18 protein-coding genes are annotated in these 18,080 nt (G+C 49.9%); 12 read left to right on the top strand and 6 right to left on the bottom strand.

What is annotated here, in order from left to right; translation table 11 throughout:
* Positions 1-69 precede the first annotated feature (69 nt).
* Complete coding sequence (gene tesB / locus V7P87_RS08930) at positions 70-945, top strand: acyl-CoA thioesterase II (protein ID WP_333797124.1); 876 nt, start codon at positions 70-72, stop codon at positions 943-945.
* A gap of 17 nt (positions 946-962) precedes the next feature.
* Here tesB and plsB read toward each other — a convergent pair whose 3' ends face one another.
* The gene (plsB, locus tag V7P87_RS08925; protein WP_333797123.1) at positions 963-3,407 is read right to left on the bottom strand and encodes a glycerol-3-phosphate 1-O-acyltransferase PlsB; all 2,445 of its coding nucleotides are present in this window, start codon (positions 3,405-3,407) and stop codon (positions 963-965) included.
* 155 nt (positions 3,408-3,562) lie between these two features.
* On the opposite strand from plsB, the gene lexA reads away from it, so the two are divergent.
* The 5 genes from lexA (at position 3,563) to V7P87_RS08900 (ending at position 8,692) form a co-directional block, all read left to right on the top strand.
* A complete protein-coding gene (lexA, locus tag V7P87_RS08920; protein WP_296298072.1) occupies positions 3,563-4,192 on the top strand; it encodes a transcriptional repressor LexA in 630 nt (209 codons plus the stop codon).
* A 289-nt stretch (positions 4,193-4,481) separates the two neighbouring features.
* Complete coding sequence (gene coxB, locus V7P87_RS08915) at positions 4,482-5,630, top strand: cytochrome c oxidase subunit II (RefSeq protein ID WP_333797122.1); 1,149 nt, start codon at positions 4,482-4,484, stop codon at positions 5,628-5,630.
* Between the two features lie 3 nt (positions 5,631-5,633).
* Positions 5,634-7,229 carry a cytochrome c oxidase subunit I gene (ctaD, locus tag V7P87_RS08910; RefSeq protein WP_333797121.1) on the top strand — a complete coding sequence of 532 codons (1,596 nt, stop codon included), beginning with the start codon at positions 5,634-5,636 and terminating at the stop codon, positions 7,227-7,229.
* Positions 7,230-7,239: 10 nt separating this feature from the next.
* Entirely contained in the window at positions 7,240-7,818 is a 579-nt protein-coding gene (locus tag V7P87_RS08905) for a cytochrome c oxidase assembly protein (RefSeq protein ID WP_333797120.1), read from the top strand.
* A complete protein-coding gene (locus V7P87_RS08900; RefSeq protein ID WP_333797119.1) occupies positions 7,811-8,692 on the top strand; it encodes a cytochrome c oxidase subunit 3 in 882 nt (293 codons plus the stop codon). The genes V7P87_RS08905 and V7P87_RS08900 overlap by 8 nt, the downstream gene beginning before the upstream one ends.
* A gap of 87 nt (positions 8,693-8,779) precedes the next feature.
* Here the strand turns inward: V7P87_RS08900 and V7P87_RS08895 are convergent, their stop codons facing one another.
* A complete protein-coding gene (locus V7P87_RS08895) occupies positions 8,780-8,989 on the bottom strand; it encodes a DUF2909 domain-containing protein (RefSeq protein WP_296298066.1) in 210 nt (69 codons plus the stop codon).
* Between the two features lie 26 nt (positions 8,990-9,015).
* On the opposite strand from V7P87_RS08895, the gene V7P87_RS08890 reads away from it, so the two are divergent.
* Genes V7P87_RS08890 through V7P87_RS08870 form a run of 5 tightly spaced genes read left to right on the top strand, consistent with a single transcriptional unit; the run spans position 9,016 to position 12,830 of the window.
* Positions 9,016-9,732, top strand: a complete 717-nt coding sequence (locus V7P87_RS08890) for an SURF1 family protein (RefSeq protein ID WP_333797118.1) — start codon at positions 9,016-9,018, stop codon at positions 9,730-9,732.
* Positions 9,733-10,254 (top strand): hypothetical protein, encoded by a 522-nt coding sequence (locus tag V7P87_RS08885; protein ID WP_333797117.1) that lies wholly within the window; start codon positions 9,733-9,735, stop codon positions 10,252-10,254.
* Entirely contained in the window at positions 10,251-11,249 is a 999-nt protein-coding gene (locus V7P87_RS08880) for a COX15/CtaA family protein (RefSeq protein ID WP_333797116.1), read from the top strand. The genes V7P87_RS08885 and V7P87_RS08880 overlap by 4 nt, the downstream gene beginning before the upstream one ends.
* The gene (cyoE, locus tag V7P87_RS08875) at positions 11,246-12,169 is read left to right on the top strand and encodes a heme o synthase (RefSeq protein WP_333797115.1); all 924 of its coding nucleotides are present in this window, start codon (positions 11,246-11,248) and stop codon (positions 12,167-12,169) included. Before V7P87_RS08880 ends, cyoE begins: the two co-directional genes overlap by 4 nt.
* A gap of 16 nt (positions 12,170-12,185) precedes the next feature.
* Positions 12,186-12,830, top strand: coding sequence for an SCO family protein (locus tag V7P87_RS08870; RefSeq protein ID WP_333797114.1), 645 nt, complete (start codon positions 12,186-12,188; stop codon positions 12,828-12,830).
* 27 nt (positions 12,831-12,857) lie between these two features.
* On the opposite strand, the gene V7P87_RS08865 is transcribed toward V7P87_RS08870, so the two are convergent.
* From V7P87_RS08865 to nfuA, 3 genes are all read right to left on the bottom strand, one after another.
* The gene (locus tag V7P87_RS08865; RefSeq protein WP_333797113.1) at positions 12,858-13,904 is read right to left on the bottom strand and encodes a polysaccharide deacetylase family protein; all 1,047 of its coding nucleotides are present in this window, start codon (positions 13,902-13,904) and stop codon (positions 12,858-12,860) included.
* A gap of 16 nt (positions 13,905-13,920) precedes the next feature.
* Positions 13,921-14,088 (bottom strand): hypothetical protein, encoded by a 168-nt coding sequence (locus V7P87_RS08860; protein ID WP_333797112.1) that lies wholly within the window; start codon positions 14,086-14,088, stop codon positions 13,921-13,923.
* A gap of 69 nt (positions 14,089-14,157) precedes the next feature.
* Positions 14,158-14,736 carry a Fe-S biogenesis protein NfuA gene (gene nfuA / locus V7P87_RS08855; protein ID WP_333797111.1) on the bottom strand — a complete coding sequence of 193 codons (579 nt, stop codon included), beginning with the start codon at positions 14,734-14,736 and terminating at the stop codon, positions 14,158-14,160.
* Between the two features lie 125 nt (positions 14,737-14,861).
* Between nfuA and V7P87_RS08850 the strand changes: the two genes are divergently transcribed.
* Complete coding sequence (locus tag V7P87_RS08850) at positions 14,862-17,420, top strand: M14 metallopeptidase family protein (protein ID WP_333797110.1); 2,559 nt, start codon at positions 14,862-14,864, stop codon at positions 17,418-17,420.
* On the opposite strand, the gene V7P87_RS08845 is transcribed toward V7P87_RS08850, so the two are convergent.
* Entirely contained in the window at positions 17,363-18,052 is a 690-nt protein-coding gene (locus V7P87_RS08845) for a ComF family protein (protein WP_333797109.1), read from the bottom strand. The two genes, V7P87_RS08850 and V7P87_RS08845, sit on opposite strands and share 58 nt — an antisense overlap.
* Positions 18,053-18,080: the final 28 nt, after the last annotated feature.

Raw genomic sequence — 18,080 nt, 5'->3', positions numbered from 1 at the left:
CCTCTGTTTTGCAGTTTTTACGGCACTGCTGCACAATGCAGCATTGTGTCAGCATTTTTGGAGCCCATGATGAGCCAGGTGTTAGCCGATTTATTGTCGTTATTAAAATTGGAAACTATCGAGTTGGGATTGTACCGTGGCCAAAGTCAGGATTTAGGCTTTAAAGCGGTATTTGGCGGTCAGGTAATGGGGCAGGCGTTGTCGGCTGCCAAAGAAACCATACCTGAAGACCGCAAAGTGCATTCATTTCACTCTTATTTTTTGCGTCCTGGTGACGCCTCCCGCCCTATCGTTTATGAAGTAGAAAATATCCGCGATGGCAAAAGTTTTAGTACCAGACGTGTCAGCGCCATTCAGTTTGGCAAACCCATTTTTTATATGACGGCGTCTTTTCAGGCTGACGAAGCAGGTTTTGAACATCAGGATTTAATGCCGCAGGTACCTCCTCCTGAAGAGCTAGTGTCTGATCTGGAGTTTTACCGTGAACACGCTGACCTGATCCCACAAAGCCTGCGCAGCAAGTTTATCTGTGAAAAACCTATTGAAATGCGTCCTGTGGCCTTTCACAACCCTTTTAAACCTCAGGTCAGTAACGCCAAACGTTATGTCTGGTTTAAGGCCAATGGTGCTATGCCCGACGATTTAAGGGTGCATAAATATCTGTTAGCTTATGCCTCAGACTTTAATTTCCTGCCCACTGCGCTGCAGCCGCACGGCAAGTCTTTTATGGCGCCGAATATGCAGGTCGCCACTATTGACCATGCCATGTGGTTTCATCAGGATTTTCGTTTTGATGACTGGTTGTTATATGCGGTAGACAGCCCGAGCGCGTCCGGGGCCCGGGGTCTGGTGCGCGGTCAATTTTTTAACCGCGCCGGTGTACTGGTGGCGTCAACCATGCAGGAAGGGGTGATCCGCAGTTACGACAAAGCCCGTAACGAATAAACAGCAACAGCTCCGGTTTAGCCGGAGCTTTTATCTGCGGTGATCTGCCGGATACTTTGCAACACTTCAGGTTGTAATAAAGCGTTGACTGTAGCAAGCAGCGGCTGGAAATTCTGGCCACTGGTCAGCTGATATTGTTCATCAAGCTGAATGTAATGCGCTTCTTTTAGTGCATTGACCAAAGTCGCAAACAGTTGTTTATCGTGATATTCAGGCGATTCAATGCCATGCAATTTTAACAGGCGCTGCGCCAGCTGCTGGCTGTGTTGCTCCAGTTCAGCCCGCTGCACGGGCGCTTCCAGCGCTATTAGATTCAGCACCATGGCATAACGCTGCAAAATAGCATCACTGTTATGTGCCAACAGTTGCAGCTGGTGATAAGCCGGATTCTGATTGTCGGTGCACTGATAACCCTGCTCTTTTTCCTCAATCAGCCCTTGTTGCTGTAAAAACACCAGCACTTGTTCGACATAACGGCTTAAATCATCGGATGCTAAAAACAATTCCTGTTGTAACAGCGGTTGTAACTGTTGGCAGATATTCAGCAGCTGCATTTTGCTGAGGCTGCGATGTTGCAGCAGCGCTGTGGCCAGCAAGGCTGGGATCACAAACAGGTGACTGATGTTATTGCGGTAATAGCTCATCACTACAGCTTCTTCGGCACTGAGCTGAATTAAATCGCCAAATTCGTCCTGTTGCAGGTGAATTTTGTGTAAGTCCAGCGCATGTTGCACCAGGCTGCTCCCTGTACCTTCAGGCAGGGTAACAGAGCTGTGATAAGGCGCATGTTGCTGTAACGCCAGATATAAATCCAGCTGCGCCACCAGCGCTTTGCGGGTCAGTACATGCTGTTCTGTTGCCAGTAAGGTGGTGGCAATCAGATTAATGCCATTGAGCGCTGCACTCTGGTTCACCCTGGTCATCACTTCATGCGCCAGTTTGGCGACCACAGGGTTCAGCCATTGTGGTTTTTGGGGTTCAACAGGATTAATACTCTGGCGCCAGTCGGGGGCATGTTGCTGCAGATAACTATTCAGTGAAATCGGTTCGCCAAAATTCACATAACCGTAGCCATAGTCGCGCAGTTGGCGCACTGCCTGCAGAATACCTAAAGCCGATTCTTTGGTTTTGGCAGAGCCTTTGAGTTCACGCAGATAAGTGCTGACTTCCATCACATGCTCATACCCCAGATACACAGGCACCAGAGTGACAGGGCGGTCGATGCCGCGCAGCAACGCCTGCACTGTCATGGCCAGCATGCCGGTTTTGGGTTGCAGTAAACGGCCGGTGCGGCTGCGGCCGCCTTCGCTGTAGTATTTAACGCTGTACCCTTTGCGGAATAACTGCGACAAATATTCACGGAATACCGCTGAATACAGTTTGTTACCGCTAAAACTGCGCCGGATAAAAAAGGCACCACCACGACGGAAAAACTTGCCGATAGGCCAGAAATTCAGGTTAATGCCTGCGGCAATATGCGGTGCTGCCAGGCCTTGCTGGTAAATCACATAACTGAGCAGCAGATAATCCATATGACTGCGATGACAAGGCAGATACACCACTTCATGGCCACGTTGTGCTAAATCGCGGATCACTTCAGCATTGTGAATTTTGATACCGCTGAATAACTTACGCCATAACCAGCTTAATAATCTGTCGCCCACTCTGAGTGTCGATTCACGATAATCCGCTGCGATTTCTTCCAGTAAATTGCGCGCTTCCTGCCGTGCTTGTTCCAGACTGATATTTTTACTTTTGGCTTCATCGGCGATGGCCTTTTTCAGTGCTTCCGAGCCCAGCAGAGCATTAAAGAGTGCGGTGCGGTTTGGCTGACGCGGCCCTGTGGCGGCCAGTTGCTGGCGGTAAAAGTGAAAACGGGCCACCCGCAATAGTTTGTGTGAGCTTTCTTCACTGGCACCATGTTCGGCTGCCATGTCTTTTAACGAAACGGCACGGGAAAACTGCACCAGGGTATGGCGACCGGAAATCAGGACCACAAATAATTTGCGCAGCCAGCCGGGAGCTGCAGCTTCGCCTATCACAGATTTGACACTGGCTTCTTTGCCCGGTGCGCGGCCCCAACTGATGGCCACCGGCACCAGCTGCGCGTCCTGCTCAGGCTGATTTAAATGAGCCTGTAGTAACTTTTGACCTTGTTGCAACGCCAGCGACGCTTTGGGGGCGCCCCACAAAGGCGTGGGTCGTTGCAAAAACAAGGTTCGGGGCAAAGTGACATTACCTATGCTGACATGTTCGGTGGGATCGGGTAAACCCAGTTGCAGGCAGGCGCGTTTCAGCGTAGCCAGATCGCTGGCAGAAGCCACTCTGCTGATATAAAACAGCGGCTTATTTAGATTTAATTCAAGGCTACTGACCGGTTGGGCCGGAATGATTTTATATTTTACCAGCGGCCTTAATGGCCATTGTAATACACTGGCAAACCACTTTAATCGCGCAAACATAGGTTACCTGCAGTCAAAAACAGCCGGCTAAGATACCATGGAATGAAATTCCCGCCAATTTCGCACAAATTTGCCTATTTTCTACGATTCCCTGCTTGGCAGGCAGAAACTCACTGTATATACTCCCAGTATTCACTGTATAGGCATTCAGCATCATGCGACCACTAACTCCAAGACAAGCCGAAATATTACAATTACTTAAGGATTATCAGGCGCAGTCAGGCATGCCGCCAACGCGGGCAGAAATTGCCAGTCAGCTGGGTTTTAAATCGGCCAATGCCGCTGAAGAACATTTAAAAGCGCTGGCAAAAAAAGGTTTTATTGAAATGATGCCGGGCACATCCCGTGGCATCCGCTTGCTGGAAGACGATGATGTGGTAGCCAATGAGCCTGAATACAGCGGTTTGCCGCTGATTGGCCGTGTAGCTGCAGGCCAGCCTATTCTGGCGACTGAACATATCGATCAGTATTATCAGCTCGATGCCAATCTGTTTCATCCGGCAGCAGATTTCCTGTTAAAAGTGTCCGGCATGAGTATGAAAGACATTGGTATTCTGGACGGCGACTTACTGGCAGTACACAAAACCACAGAAGCCAGGCAAGGTGAAGTGGTGGTTGCCAGAGTGGAAGATGAAGTCACAGTGAAACGTTTCAGGCGTGATGGTCAATTTGTGTACTTACACCCCGAAAACAGCGACTTTAATGTGATAAAAGTGGATTTAACGCAGCAGTTTTTTGCAATTGAAGGTTTGGCTGTTGGTGTAATTCGCAACCAAACCTGGTAATAAAAGCGGATAAAAGTTAAATAAACTCAATATGTTTCTGCTAAAAGCACTGGTATGACCTGATTGGTTTGCCGGTGCTTTTTGCATTATGGGGTTTACAGATCGGGCTTTGTGGTCAATTCTTAGCCTGTGCCCGATAAAAACATAGTTCAGTGGTAGTTTTAATATTGGGTACTTGTGGGATTACATAATAAAAAACAATAAATTGCAGAACAAGATACGGTGAGTGGGTTGTAGTGTCTGGTTCTGACAATTTGCTAATTATGCAAAATGACAGAGGAGACGTTACGTGGCGAAAACGAGTCGTTATCGCTGCTCGCTGCTATCCTTGCTGTTTGTCGAAATGGCTTCTGCCGCAGAAATGCCCCTGAATATGACTCAGGGTGCCACTGATATCAGTCAGCAGGTGTATGACCTGCACATGACGATATTTTATATCTGCTGTGCAATTGGCCTGGTGGTGTTTGGCGCTATGTTCTGGGCCATTCTCCATCATCGCAAGGCAAAAGGAGTACAGCCGGCACAGTTCCATGAAAGCACCAGAGTTGAGATTCTCTGGACAGCTATCCCGGTGTTCATCTTGATCATTATGGCTATTCCTGCCACTAAGACCTTGATTGCGATGGAAGATACCACAGACGCCGAAGTGACAGTGCTGGTCACAGGCTCGCAGTGGAAGTGGCATTACAAATATCTCGACTATCCAGTTGAGTATTATTCGCTGCTGGCAACACCTCAAAAGCAAATCAACAACAAAATCGCCAAAGGCGAAAACTATCTGCTGGAAGTGGATAGGCCGCTGGTGATCCCAACAGGTAAAAAAGTCCGCTTTTTGACCACTTCAGATGACGTGATCCACTCCTGGTGGGTGCCAGCCTTTGCTGTGAAAAAAGACGCCAACCCCGGTTTTATCAATGAGTCCTGGGCCAAAGTGAATGTACCCGGTGTCTATCGCGGTCAGTGTGCTGAGCTTTGTGGTAAGGATCATGGTTTTATGCCGGTGGTGGTGGTGGCCAAAGAGCCGGCAGACTTTGAGGCGTGGATCAAAGAGCAGGCTGATATTCAGGCCAAAGCCAAAGCGGCTGAACAGGAACTGCTTGCAATGAATATGAGCATGGATGAAGCCATGGCTCTGGGTGAAAAAACCTATCTTGGTTATTGCGCTGCCTGTCATCAGGCTGGTGGTGGTGGTTTACCTGGCGCTTTCCCGGCACTGAAGGGCAGCAAAATGGCGACAACAGCCGAAGGTAAAGCTGCCCATATCGACATAGTGCTCAATGGTAAAGCCGGTACGGCCATGCAGGCTTTTGGTAAACAACTGACGATGCAGGAAATAGCAGCTGTCATTACCTACGAGCGTAACGCCTGGGACAATAATACCGGTGACCTGATTCAGGCCGCTGATATTCACGCCGCCAAAACCGGTAAAAAGGAGTAGCAGATGAGCACAGTGACTCATGATCACGACACTGCGCATCATGGTGAACACCATCACCATGCGCCTTCAGGTTTAAAACGCTGGTTATATACAACCAATCATAAAGATATCGGCACTTTGTATCTGCTGTTCGCCCTGACGATGTTTTTTATCGGTGGCGCCATGGCGATGGTGATCCGCGCTGAGTTATTTCAGCCGGGTTTACAGTTGGTTCAGGCAGACTTTTTTAATCAGATGACCACAGTTCATGGCCTGATCATGGTGTTTGGTGCTGTGATGCCGGCCTTTACCGGTTTGGCTAACTGGTTAATTCCGATGATGATTGGCGCACCTGACATGGCGCTGCCACGGATGAACAACTGGAGCTTCTGGATTTTGCCATTTGCCTTTGCCATTTTATTGGCGTCCTTGTTTATGGAAGGTGGCGGACCAGGCTTTGGTTGGACTTTTTACGCCCCTTTATCCACTAAATACAGTGGTGACAGTACAGCACTTTTTGTGTTTTCTGTGCATATCATGGGTATTTCGTCGATTATGGGCGCAATTAACGTCATTGTGACCATTTTTAACCTGCGTGCCCCTGGCATGACCTGGATGAAAATGCCGCTCTTTGTCTGGACCTGGTTAATTACTGCTTTTCTGCTGATCGCGGTGATGCCGGTACTGGCAGGCACTGTCACTATGGTGCTGACCGACAAGTACTTTGGCACCAGCTTTTTTGATGCCGCTGGTGGTGGTGATCCTGTGTTGTTCCAGCATATTTTCTGGTTTTTTGGTCACCCGGAAGTCTACATCATGATTTTACCGGCCTTTGGCATCATCTCCAGCATAGTGCCTACTTTTGCGCGCAAACCGTTGTTTGGTTACGCCTCTATGGTATATGCCACTTCAAGTATCGCTTTGTTGTCGTTCCTGGTGTGGGCGCACCATATGTTCACTACCGGCATGCCGGTCTTTGCTGAACTGTTTTTTATGTATTGCACCATGCTGATTGCAGTGCCGACCGGGGTCAAAGTGTTTAACTGGGTGGCCACCATGTGGAAAGGCGCCATGACCTTTGAAGTGCCGATGATGTTTGCGCTGGCCTTTATTGTGCTCTTTACCATAGGTGGTTTTTCCGGTTTGATGCTGGCCATTACACCGGCAGACTTCCAGTACCACGACACCTACTTTGTGGTCGCACATTTCCATTATGTGCTGGTCACAGGGGCTATTTTCTCCATTATTGCCGCCGCTTATTACTGGCTGCCGAAGTGGACAGGCCATATGTACGACGAGACACTCGGGCAATGGCATTTCTGGTGTTCGCTGATTTCCGTCAATATGTTGTTTTTCCCGATGCACTTTGTCGGTTTGGCCGGCATGCCAAGACGGATCCCAGACTACGCGCTGCAATTTGCTGATTTTAATGCCTTTATCAGCATCGGCGGTTTTGCCTTTGGCCTGTCACAACTGTTGTTTGTCTGGGTGCTGGTGAAGTGTATTAAAGGTGGTGAAAAAGCAACGGATCAGGTGTGGGAAGGGGCTGAAGGGCTGGAGTGGACTTTATCGTCACCACCGCCTTATCACAGTTTTACCACGCCACCCGAAGTGAAATAGGAGCAGTCTGATGCAGCGGCAACCTGATCATCTACCTTTAATTAAACGTCTGTTGTTGGCAACTGCGCTGATGTTTGGTTTTGGTTTTGCGCTGGTGCCGCTGTATGACGTGTTTTGTGACTTAACCGGTATTAATGGCAAAACCAGCACTATGGCGGCAACGGCCGACAAAGCTGTGGTTGATGCCAAAAGAACCATCACTATCGAGTTTCTGGCCATGCCCAATGCCGACATGCCCTGGTTGTTTGCGCCACAAACAAAAAAAATGACGGTACATCCGGGTGAAATCAAACTGGTGTATTACGAAGCGCAAAATCCAACGGCAGCAACCATGACTGGCCAGGCGGTGCCTTCGGTATCACCGGGTCAGGCTGCCTTGTACTTTAATAAAATGGAATGTTTTTGCTTTAACCAACAGGTTCTGACTGCAGGTCAGAAACTACTGATGCCATTACAATTTTATGTGGATCCTGCACTGCCGGAGCATTTCAGCACCATCACTTTGTCTTACACGTTGTATGACATGACAAAACATGCACCTGCTGAAACAGTGACAGCGCAAGTCTCAACAGGGGGCAATGATGAGTAAAACTTACGACAAATATTATGTACCTGAACAAAGCCCGTGGCCGATAGTCGGGGCTGTGGCGCTTTTTATGATAGCTTTTGGTGCCGGTAACTTTGTCAATGAAGTCACCCGCAACAAAGAAGGGTATGGCGGTTATCTGCTGCTGGCCGGTGTGGCCGTGTTGTTGTTTATGCTGGTGGGCTGGTTTCGTAACGTCATCGATGAATCCATGCATGGTTTGTACAGCAAACAAATGGACAGGTCGTTCCGGCAGGGTATGAGCTGGTTTATTTTTTCTGAAGTGATGTTTTTTGCGGCCTTTTTTGGTGCTTTATTTTATGCCCGGATCATTGCCATGCCCTGGCTGGACGGCGCAAGTAACAACGCTATGACAGCACAACTGTTATGGCCCGATTTCAGCGCGCACTGGCCTATGACCAAAACACCGGGCGGTACCGAAACCACAGCTATGCCATGGCAGGGATTACCGCTTTATAACACCTTAATTCTGCTGACCTCTTCAGTGACCTTGCACTTTGCCCATGTTGGGCTGGAGCAAGGCAAACGTGTGCAGCTGAAGTTAATGCTGACTCTGACAGTACTGCTGGGCGTGGCATTTTTGGCCTGTCAGGCTTATGAATATATCCATGCTTATCGTGACCTGGGCTTAAAACTGGATTCTGGTATTTATGGCAATACCTTTTTCCTGTTGACCGGTTTTCACGGTATGCATGTGACTTTGGGGGCCATTTTCCTGCTGGTGATTTTGCTTCGGATTTTGCTGAAAAACCACTTTACCGCCCACAACCATTTTGCCTTTCAGGCGGCTGCCTGGTACTGGCATTTTGTTGATGTGGTCTGGTTGTGTTTATTTGTGTTTGTCTACGTTTTATAGCCACAAAGCTGGCCGCTTGCTGCGACCAGCTGTCTTGTTTGGGAAGCCTGACAGCCTCAGGGCTCTTGGGAAAGTTTGGGGAAGTTTTTAATAAGGGCGTTGATGTGGGCTTATCCAGCCCATCGCCAGCGCCAGAATAAGCAGCGCCATCACAATGGCGGAAAATAACACGCGCCGGCCCAGATATTTCGACATGCTGACTTTATTGGGATCGTTTTTCAGCATCAGCCACAAAGCGCGGAACAGGTTAAAAACGATAAAGAGCAGTAACGCTATGAGTATCAGTTTGACCAGCATACAACCTCAGTTTGGCGGAGATGCAGATGCAGATCCGCTTGTTTAATCAGATCTTTATGCTGCGTTGGTGGTTAGTGTTGATTACTCTGGCCGCTTTTTTGCTGTTAATCAAGCTGGCCTGGTGGCAATGGCAGCGTTCCGCCGAAAAAGAAGCACAACTACAGCAAATTCAAAGCTGGCAGCAACAAGGACCTTTATCCTGGTCTGATGCTTATCAAAAATCTTCCGCAGAAATCGACGGTGCGCCGCTGCAAGGTGTTGCACACTGGTTAGCGCCTTTTGTCTGGCTGATCGATAACCAAATCTGGCAAGGCAAGGCCGGTTACGACGTGTTAGTGCCGGTACAGCTCAGTCACAATACGCCGGTGTTATTGGTCAACCTTGGTTGGGTGGCTGCTCCGGCTGGGCGCAGCCAGCTGCCACACATTAAAGTGCCCGCTGAATTTGTGCTCGATGGTGTGCTACGCACCAGATTGGCTGGTTTGCGGCTTGGGCAAAATCTGGAAGACCAGGGGCAGTGGCCCATGCGTTTACAAACAGTGGAGCCGGAGTTGCTGGAAAGTCAGATTGGGCTGCAACTCTACAGTGGTGTGTTTTATCAGCAACAAACCCCTTTTATTTATCATTACAAAGCCGTGGTACTGCCACCGGAAAAACACCGGGCTTATGCAGTGCAGTGGTTGTTATTGGCTATTGCCGTGTTAATTGTGGCAATTGCTGCCAGCTATCAGAAGGATGCCTGAATGCCAAAAAAGAAGTTTATCTGGTTGTTTGCCATGGTTTGTCTGGTGCCGGTGGCGCTGGCGCAACTGGTACTGACTCAGGGCTGGTTTTCCGCAGGCGCCAGTAGTAAAGGTAAGTGGCTTAGTGAAGAAGTCCGGTTGTTGCCGGCAGTACCCGCGTCAGAGCCGCACTGGCGTTTGGTGTACTTAGCGCCTAGCCCTTGCCTGCAACATTGCCAGCAGGTGTTAAGCCTGATGACACAAATTCACACCGCCCTTGGCCGCAAACAAGATCAACTGACACTCTGGGTGCTGGCTGAGCAGGCACCAGCGCAGTTACAGCGGCCGCTGCAGTTCCAGCACAATAGCGGCAACATCAGCGGCAATAGTATCGGCATAGGCGAGCTGGTGTTGGTCGAACATCAGGGGTTGGCCTTACTGCAATATGCAATGCCACAGGAGCTACAACAGCTGCCGTTAACGGGCAAAGCTGTGATGGCTGATTTACAGAAGCTGATGAAATTTGACCGGGGGCCGGTATGAAACTGTTAAGGATGCTGGTGAGTATGGCCATAGTGCTGGCCATGCTGGTGATTATTTTAGGTGCTTATACCCGCTTAACCGATGCTGGACTGGGTTGTCCGGATTGGCCAGGTTGTTATGGTTTTCTGAAAGTGCCGCAACACGAAACCCATGTGGCCATCGCTGAAGCCCGTTTTCCTGAGCGGCCAGTGGAGGCGCACAAAGCCTGGAATGAAATGATCCACCGTTATTTTGCCGGCAGCCTGGGTTTGTTAATTGCGGGAATTTTTTTCCTTAGCTGGCGGTTACAGCAAAAAGTCACAGTACTGCCAACAGTGCTTTTAGCCTTAGTGGTATTTCAGGCTGCGCTTGGCATGTGGACAGTGACATTAAATTTATTCCCGCTGGTGGTGATGGGGCACTTATTGGGTGGTTTTAGTTTGCTGGCACTGTTGATGTTGTATCGCTGGCAACTGTCAAAACAATTGCGGCCTGAGCTTTTGCAATATCAGGCGCCCGCCAGCCTGGCCAGAGCTGGCTGGCTGGTGCTGCTGATCCTGGTTGGTCAGATTGCTCTGGGTGGCTGGACTTCTGCTAACTATGCGGCCATGGCCTGTGTTGAGTTGCCGATCTGCCACAGCGGCTGGCAACAACAACTGAATTTCCCCGAAGCTTTTGACTTACATCTGGGACATGACAATTACGAATTTGGTGTGATGAGCGCTGAAGCGCGGCAAACCATTCATATCAGTCACCGTATTGGCGCTGTGCTGACACTGCTGGCGGTTGGCTGGTTTGCACTGCGTTTGTGGCAACAACGCCAGCAAATTGGCATGGCGAGATTACCCATGTTGCTGGGCGCTTTATTGCTGCTGCAATTTAGTTTAGGAGTGGCCAATATCTGGTGGTTGTTGCCACTGGGCAATGCCGTGGCGCATAACTTTGTTGCAGCCAACCTGCTGATGGTGTTGACACTGATTTGTGCCCGGTTACAACAACAAAGGAGGTCAGCATGACCCAAGCGAAAACAATAACGGTCATTGGCAGAACCCAGAGTGTATGGCGTGATTATTATCAGCTGACCAAACCCAAAGTCGTGGCATTGTTGTTGTTAACTGCCTGGGTAGGCATGTTATTGGCGCAGCCCGGTTTGCCGGCCATTGATTTATTGATTTTTGGCACCCTGGGCATTGGGCTCTTGTCGTCGGCGGCAGCTGCACTTAATCATGTGCTGGATCAGCGCATTGACGCGCAAATGGTACGAACCCATCACAGGCCGGTGGCGCGTGGCCGCATCAGTGCCGAAAAAGCCGTGTTGTTTTCTGTTGTTCTGGCCGGCACAGGTTTTGTGTTGTTATACAGCATGGTAAACCCTTTGACTGCCTGGCTGACGCTGGCGAGTTTGTTTGGTTATGCCGTGGTGTACACCCTGTATTTAAAAAGAGCCACCCCCCAGAATATTGTGATTGGTGGTCTGGCGGGGGCCATGCCACCGCTGCTGGGCTGGACCAGTATGACTGGTGAAATTGCCGCTGAACCCTTGTTACTGGTGATGATTATTTTTGCCTGGACACCCCCACATTTCTGGGCGCTGGCCATTCACCGGCGTGACGATTATGCCAAGGTCAATATGCCGATGCTGCCGGTAACCCATGGCATAGAATTTACCAAAACCGCCATTTTCCTTTATACACTGATTTTGTTTTTAGTCTGTTTATTGCCTTATCTGGTGGGTATGACAGGGGTGATCTACCTGCTGGGCACTGTGGTGTTAAACCTGTGGTTTATGGCCTGGGCATGGCAGCTGAAATTTAATGCCAAAGCAGATACCGCCATCAAAACATTCAGGTTTTCCATTGTGCACCTGATGTTGTTATTCTTGCTGCTGATGCTGGACCATTATGCAAAATGGACAGCTTTTTCAGCACTGAACTGATGCAGGGAATGAAGTTGTGAAAATACAAAAAGTTGTGGTGGCGTTGTTGTTAATACTGGTGATGCTGGCCGGTGTCTTGAGTTATCAACATTTACAAAAGGTGGACGAGCCGGTGTCGGCTTTGGTGTACCCAAAAGCACGCGACCTGCAGGAGTTTAAACTAAGCAGCCATCTGGGTACTACTTTGGGTCGGCAAGATTTGCGTGGTCAGTGGACGCTGGCTTTTGTCGGTTACACCTATTGCCCGGATATTTGCCCTATGACTATGGCCACTTTGTCTGGCAGCTATAACCAGTTAAAGCAAATGTTGCCTGCGGACGCCAAGCTGGCAATCTGGTTTATTTCAGCTGATCCACAGCGTGACACTGTCAATCAGCTCAACAGTTATGTCGGTTATTTTCAGCAACCGGCCATTACCGGCGTGACCGCAGGCCATGATCAGTTATTTCCTTTTGTGCGGGACTTGGGGCTGATGTATGCCATTAGCAGCACTACAGAGCCGGATTATCTGGTGGATCACAGTGCTTCTATTGTGTTGATCAACCCGGATGCGCAGCTGGCGGCTGTCTTTAAACCAGAAATGGCAGCCGGCAAAGTGCCGCTGGTGAGCAAAACAATGTTACTGGCGGACTTCCCGCTGGTGATGGCCAAACTGCAGTAAGGCTATGCCTTAGCAGCATTCAGGCGGCTAAAGCAAAAACACCCAGGGCTGGGAGAACCAGTAAAAATACCCTTTTTTACTGAGGCTGGGTGCTGTGCAGTTGTATCTGTTGTGACTGAGTTTGAGCGGTACTTTGGCTTTGGCAACAAAGGTACGCTCGTCCAGCCAGGTCAGCGGTATCGCTTCTCCATTAAAAAAGCAGTTGAGCTGTGCTGTTTTAAAGTCTTTGGCATCAACTGTTAACTTCAGGCTGGGCGGATTGGTTTTGCTGACGGGGTCAGCGCCGCTGTAGTCTGTGACCGGCAAGGCCAGGGTTTTTAACTTAGGGCCAAAATGTTTTAACGCGGCAAACTGGCTGGACGATGGGTAACGTGGGATACGGGTTAAAGAAACACCAGGGCCAACAGCGCCGGATTGCTGGCCAATGCCAATAAAACCCAGCTCTTTTACCAGAGCTTCCAGCTCAGCACTAAAATCACCATAAGGGTAAGCCAGCCATTGGCGGCGCACGCCCAGTTTTTCTTCCAGTTGTTGTTCGGCCAGCAGAATGTCGGTTTTAACCCTTTGCCGCCATTGCGCTTTGCTTTCGCCTTTATTCGGCACTGCCAATCTGTGGTGATAAGAGCTGTGGTTGGCAATAATCACGCCTTCGTTATGCATGGTCTGAATTTGTTGCCAGCTTAATACCGGGCCTTCTTTGCGGTCTATTAACGCCGGCCCTAAAAACATGGTGTAAGGGTAACCAAATTCCCGCAGGATAGGACGGGCATGGGTGAAGACATTTTCAAAACCATCGTCAAAAGTGATGGCCACTTCATTGTCTGCCAAAGGCTCGCCGGCTTTAAGCTGGTTAATCAGCCGTTCCAGGCTCACCACTTTCATCTTTTGCTCTTTGAGCAGCTGCATTTGCTGGCGAAATTCAGCCGGGGTGACGCTGGTGGTTTTAGGGGTATTAGTGGCCACATGATGGTATTGCAGAATAATAGCAGCCTGCGCTGTTGTGGTGCTAAGCGCGGTGATAGTTAAAGCTGTGGTGAAGATAAAGCGCAACGCAGACAAAAACAGACAACGCATCAACAGATCCTTAAAACTATTCGTCCTTGGGCAAAATGCCAATACGACGCAGCAACAGCAATAGATAACTGCCAAAAGTGATGATAAAACTCACCAACCATAACAGAATCACAGTTTGCAGTAACCAGAGTGGTTCTGCCGGTAACAGCATAAACACCAGCAAAAGCAGCCAGAATCCTGCCATTCCCCAGATAAAACAACGGCCGCATTGGGCAGCCGTTGGTAAGGTGATGTTTAGCCGCATTGGCAAGACTTAATAATAAGAGTGTTCACCACGCTGGTGGTCGGTGACATCCCGCACACCACTCAGCTCACCGCTAAAGCGGTTCAGCAACTCTTTTTCGATGCCTTCCTTTAAGGTTAAATCCACCTGAGAACAACCGTTGCAGCCGCCGCCAAACTGCAGCACAGCCACACCTTCTTCGGTCAGCTCAACCACAGACACCCGGCCACCATGGTTGGCCAGTTGTGGATTAATTTCAGCGTCAATGACGTATTGCACCCGTTCTTTCAGTGGGGCATTGTCATTAACCTTGCGTACTTTGGCGTTCGGCGCTTTTAACGTCAGCTGTGAACCCATCTGATCGGTGACAAAATCAATTTCAGCATCGACCAAAAAGGGTTTGCTGTCGGCATCAATCACCGCAGAAAAACCGCTAAAAGCTACTTTTAAATCCGATTCTTCCACCGCATCAACAGGGCAATAAGACACACCACATTCAGCCTGAGCCGTGCCAGGATTGACTACAAACACTCTGATATTGGTGCCGGTCGCCTGTTTTTCCAACAACTTAACAAAGTGCGCTTGCGCAGCTTCTGAGATATGAATCATTGCTTAGTACCTGACTAAATTACTAGGTTAATGGCTATGATACTCCTTGGGCGCAGCCCTGCCAACCCCGCTTGAGCAATCCCAATCTTTATTGTTAAGGTGGTGCCAAAGTAACAGGAGTTGTGATGAAAAATTTCACTTTATTGGCCGCTTTAACTTTGACCGGCTGTATTGCTGCAGGGGGCCTGGCTGCTCAGCAACAGAGCGATGCGCAGGTGCCTGCACCAGCGAAAATTCTTGGTTTTGCCCCGGGCCAGTGGCATGCCCGTCATGATCAGATTGAACGATATTTCCGTGAGCTTGCAACAAGCCAGCCAGAGCGGGCACTGCTGCAGGAAATAGGTCGCACCCACGAGCAAAGACCGCTGTTACAGCTGGTGGTCAGCTCCAAAGCCAACATGGCAAAGCTGGACGACATCAGGCGGCAGCATCTGGCGGTGGCAAAAGGTGAACAGCAGGCCGATGCGCAACTGCCCCTGGTGATTTGGTTGGGTTACAGTATTCATGGTAATGAACCCAGCGGCGCCAATGCCGCAATGCAGCTGGCGCATTATCTGCTGAGCAGTGATACTGCCGAAGTAAATCAGTGGCTGGAACAGGCCATTATTCTGATCCAACCCAGTTTAAATCCGGATGGACATGACCGTTTTGCCAACTGGGCCAATATGCACCAGGGGCTGAATCCTGTGGCCGACCCACAACACCGTGAGCATGTGGAACCCTGGCCGAATGGCCGGCCCAATCACTACTGGTTTGACTTAAACCGTGATTGGCTGCCGCTACAGCATCCGGAAAGCCGCGCCCGTATTGCCCAGTTCCATCACTGGCTGCCGCAGGTGCTGGGGGATTTCCATGAAATGGGCACCAACAGCAGTTATTTTTTCCAGCCAGGTATTCCAAGCCGCAACAATCCGGCCACTCCGGATGAAAACTACAAATTAACCGCATTATTGGCGCAGTACCATGCCAAAGCCTTTGATGACAAAGGCAAGTTGTATTACACCGAAGAAAGTTTTGATGACTTTTATATTGGCAAGGGTTCAACCTATCCGGACGTGCATGGTTCAATCGGCATTTTATTTGAGCAGGCCAGCAGCCGCGGCCATTTGCAGGACAGCATCAATGGCCCCTTAAGTTTTGCCACCACTATTGAAAATCAATTGCTGACGTCTTTGTCGACTTTAAGAGGCGCCGTTGCTCACAAAGCCGAATTACAGCAGTGGCAGCGCAAATTTTTCCGCGACAGTCAGTCGCTGGCAGCCGATGATGCGGTGCAGGGGTATTTATTAACCGAAAGTGCTGATCAAAGCCGGTTGCAGGATCTATTGCAGTTGCTGGCACAACACCAAATCAAAGCTTATGCGTTAACTGAAAATGTCAGTCAGGGTGAGCAGCAGTTCCCGGCCGGACAAAGTTATTTTGTGCCGTTAAAACAAAGCCAATACCGGCTGCTCAAAGCGGCGTTCAGCACAGAAACCAATTTCCGTGACAATACTTTTTATGATGTGTCGGCCTGGACCTTACCTTATGCCTACAACATCACTTTTGCCAGCAGCCGTAAAGTACCGGCAGCGCTGAGCAAAACGCCGTGGCAGCCTGCGGCTGCAGTCGCAGCGCCTGTCACCGCCGGCGCTTACGCTTATGCAATCCGTTGGCAGGATCAACGGGCTCCAGTGCTGGTGCAGCAACTGCTGGCTAAAGGTTTGCAACTTAGAGCAGCCAGTAAAGCCTTTAGTGCAGAGACGGCTGAAGGTGTACAGCAGTTTGCCGCCGGCACTGTGCTGGTGCCGGCTGGTTTACAACAAGGTGACTGGTTCAGTGTGCTGCAGCAAGCCCAGCAACAGCATGGTTTATCTCTTGCGGCCATCAGTTCAGGTTTAACACCTATGGGGCAGGATTTAGGCAGTAATCAAATGGTGCAGCTAAAGCTGCCACAAGTACTGGTGATGGCCGGGCCTGGCGTGAATTCCAGTGAAGCGGGGGAGCTGTGGTTTAATCTGGAGCGGTTGGCTGGTGTGTCACCCAGTTTGGTGGAGCCGGCGCGGCTTGGTCAGATAGATTTAAGCCGTTACAGCCATATTCTGTTGCCGGATGGTAAATATCAAAGCTGGAAAGAAAGTGATATTGCCAAACTGGAAAGCTGGGTTAAAGCCGGTGGAGTGTTATGGGCGCAAAAATCAGCGCTGGAGTTTGTCGCCAAACAAGGTTGGATCGCCAGTGCTGTTGCCAATAAAGAAGAGCTGAAACAGCTGGTCAAGCTTGATGAGCTGCGTTACAACGACAAAGAAAAGCTGGCCGGGCAACAACGGATTGCCGGTGCCATTTTCCAGTTGGAGCTCGATTTAAGTCATCCGCTGAGTTTTGGTTTGCCAAGAGCTGAATTGCCGGTGTTTAAAAACGATCTGATGTTACTGAAAACAGCCAACAAAGATTTTGTCACAGTGGGCACTTACCGCAGTGGTAAGCAGCTGGCGGGTTTTGTTGCACCAGAGCTGGCTGGGCAGATCAGCGAAAGTCCGGCCTTGCTGGCACAGACCATGGGTAAAGGCAGAGTCATTGTGATGGTAGACAACCCGGTGTTCCGCGGTTATTTCACCGGTTCCAGCCGTATTCTGGTGAACGCACTTTATTTTGCCAAAGCTTTTGATTCGGCGTCCGGTGACGATGAAGGGGCTGCTGAATAACGCCTTTGCCTTTTGGCAGAAGTGACGGCCAGGGTCCAGACATCGACAGTCCGGACCCCGTGTTTTTTTAACAATAAGCAGAGCTGATTCACCGTTGCGCCTGTGGTGATCACATCATCCACCAACAGCATATGCGCCGGTAATTCCAGCTTTGTTTGTAAGCTGAACTGGCGGCGCAGATTGGCCCTGCGCTGTGCCCGGCTCAGCCCCACCTGGTGTTTGACACCGGCTTTACTGGAAAATACCGACAATAACGGCAATTGCAGACTGGTTGCCAGGGCACGCGCCAGCTCTTCCGCCTGATTAAAACCTCGTTCTTTGTATCTGTTGCTGCTCATAGGTACATAACACACAGCCGCATCAGCTGGTGCCTGATAACTTTTTGTTGCGCTGGCCAGTTGTTGACAAAGTAAGGCGCGACAAGCCAGATCCCGGTTGAACTTCCAGGCCACAATCCAGTGTGACCAGGGATTCTGGTACCAGCTCAGGCTATAAAGGGCATCAAAGTGACGGGGTTTCAGCCCACGCGCAACAGCGGGTAATAACAAGGCATTTTGTGTTGGTAATGCCGGCGACAAGCGGGGTAAGGCCAAGTTACAATAATCGCACAGCTGCGCCTCGGGCTGTTGCACCGGTAGCTGGCACCACAAACAAGAGTTG

It is taken from the genome of Rheinheimera sp., from assembly GCF_036782235.1.
Classification (GTDB): domain Bacteria; phylum Pseudomonadota; class Gammaproteobacteria; order Enterobacterales; family Alteromonadaceae; genus Pararheinheimera.
The sequence above is the reverse complement of the archived record's forward strand: the minus strand, read 5'-3'. Positions and strand labels throughout refer to the sequence as shown.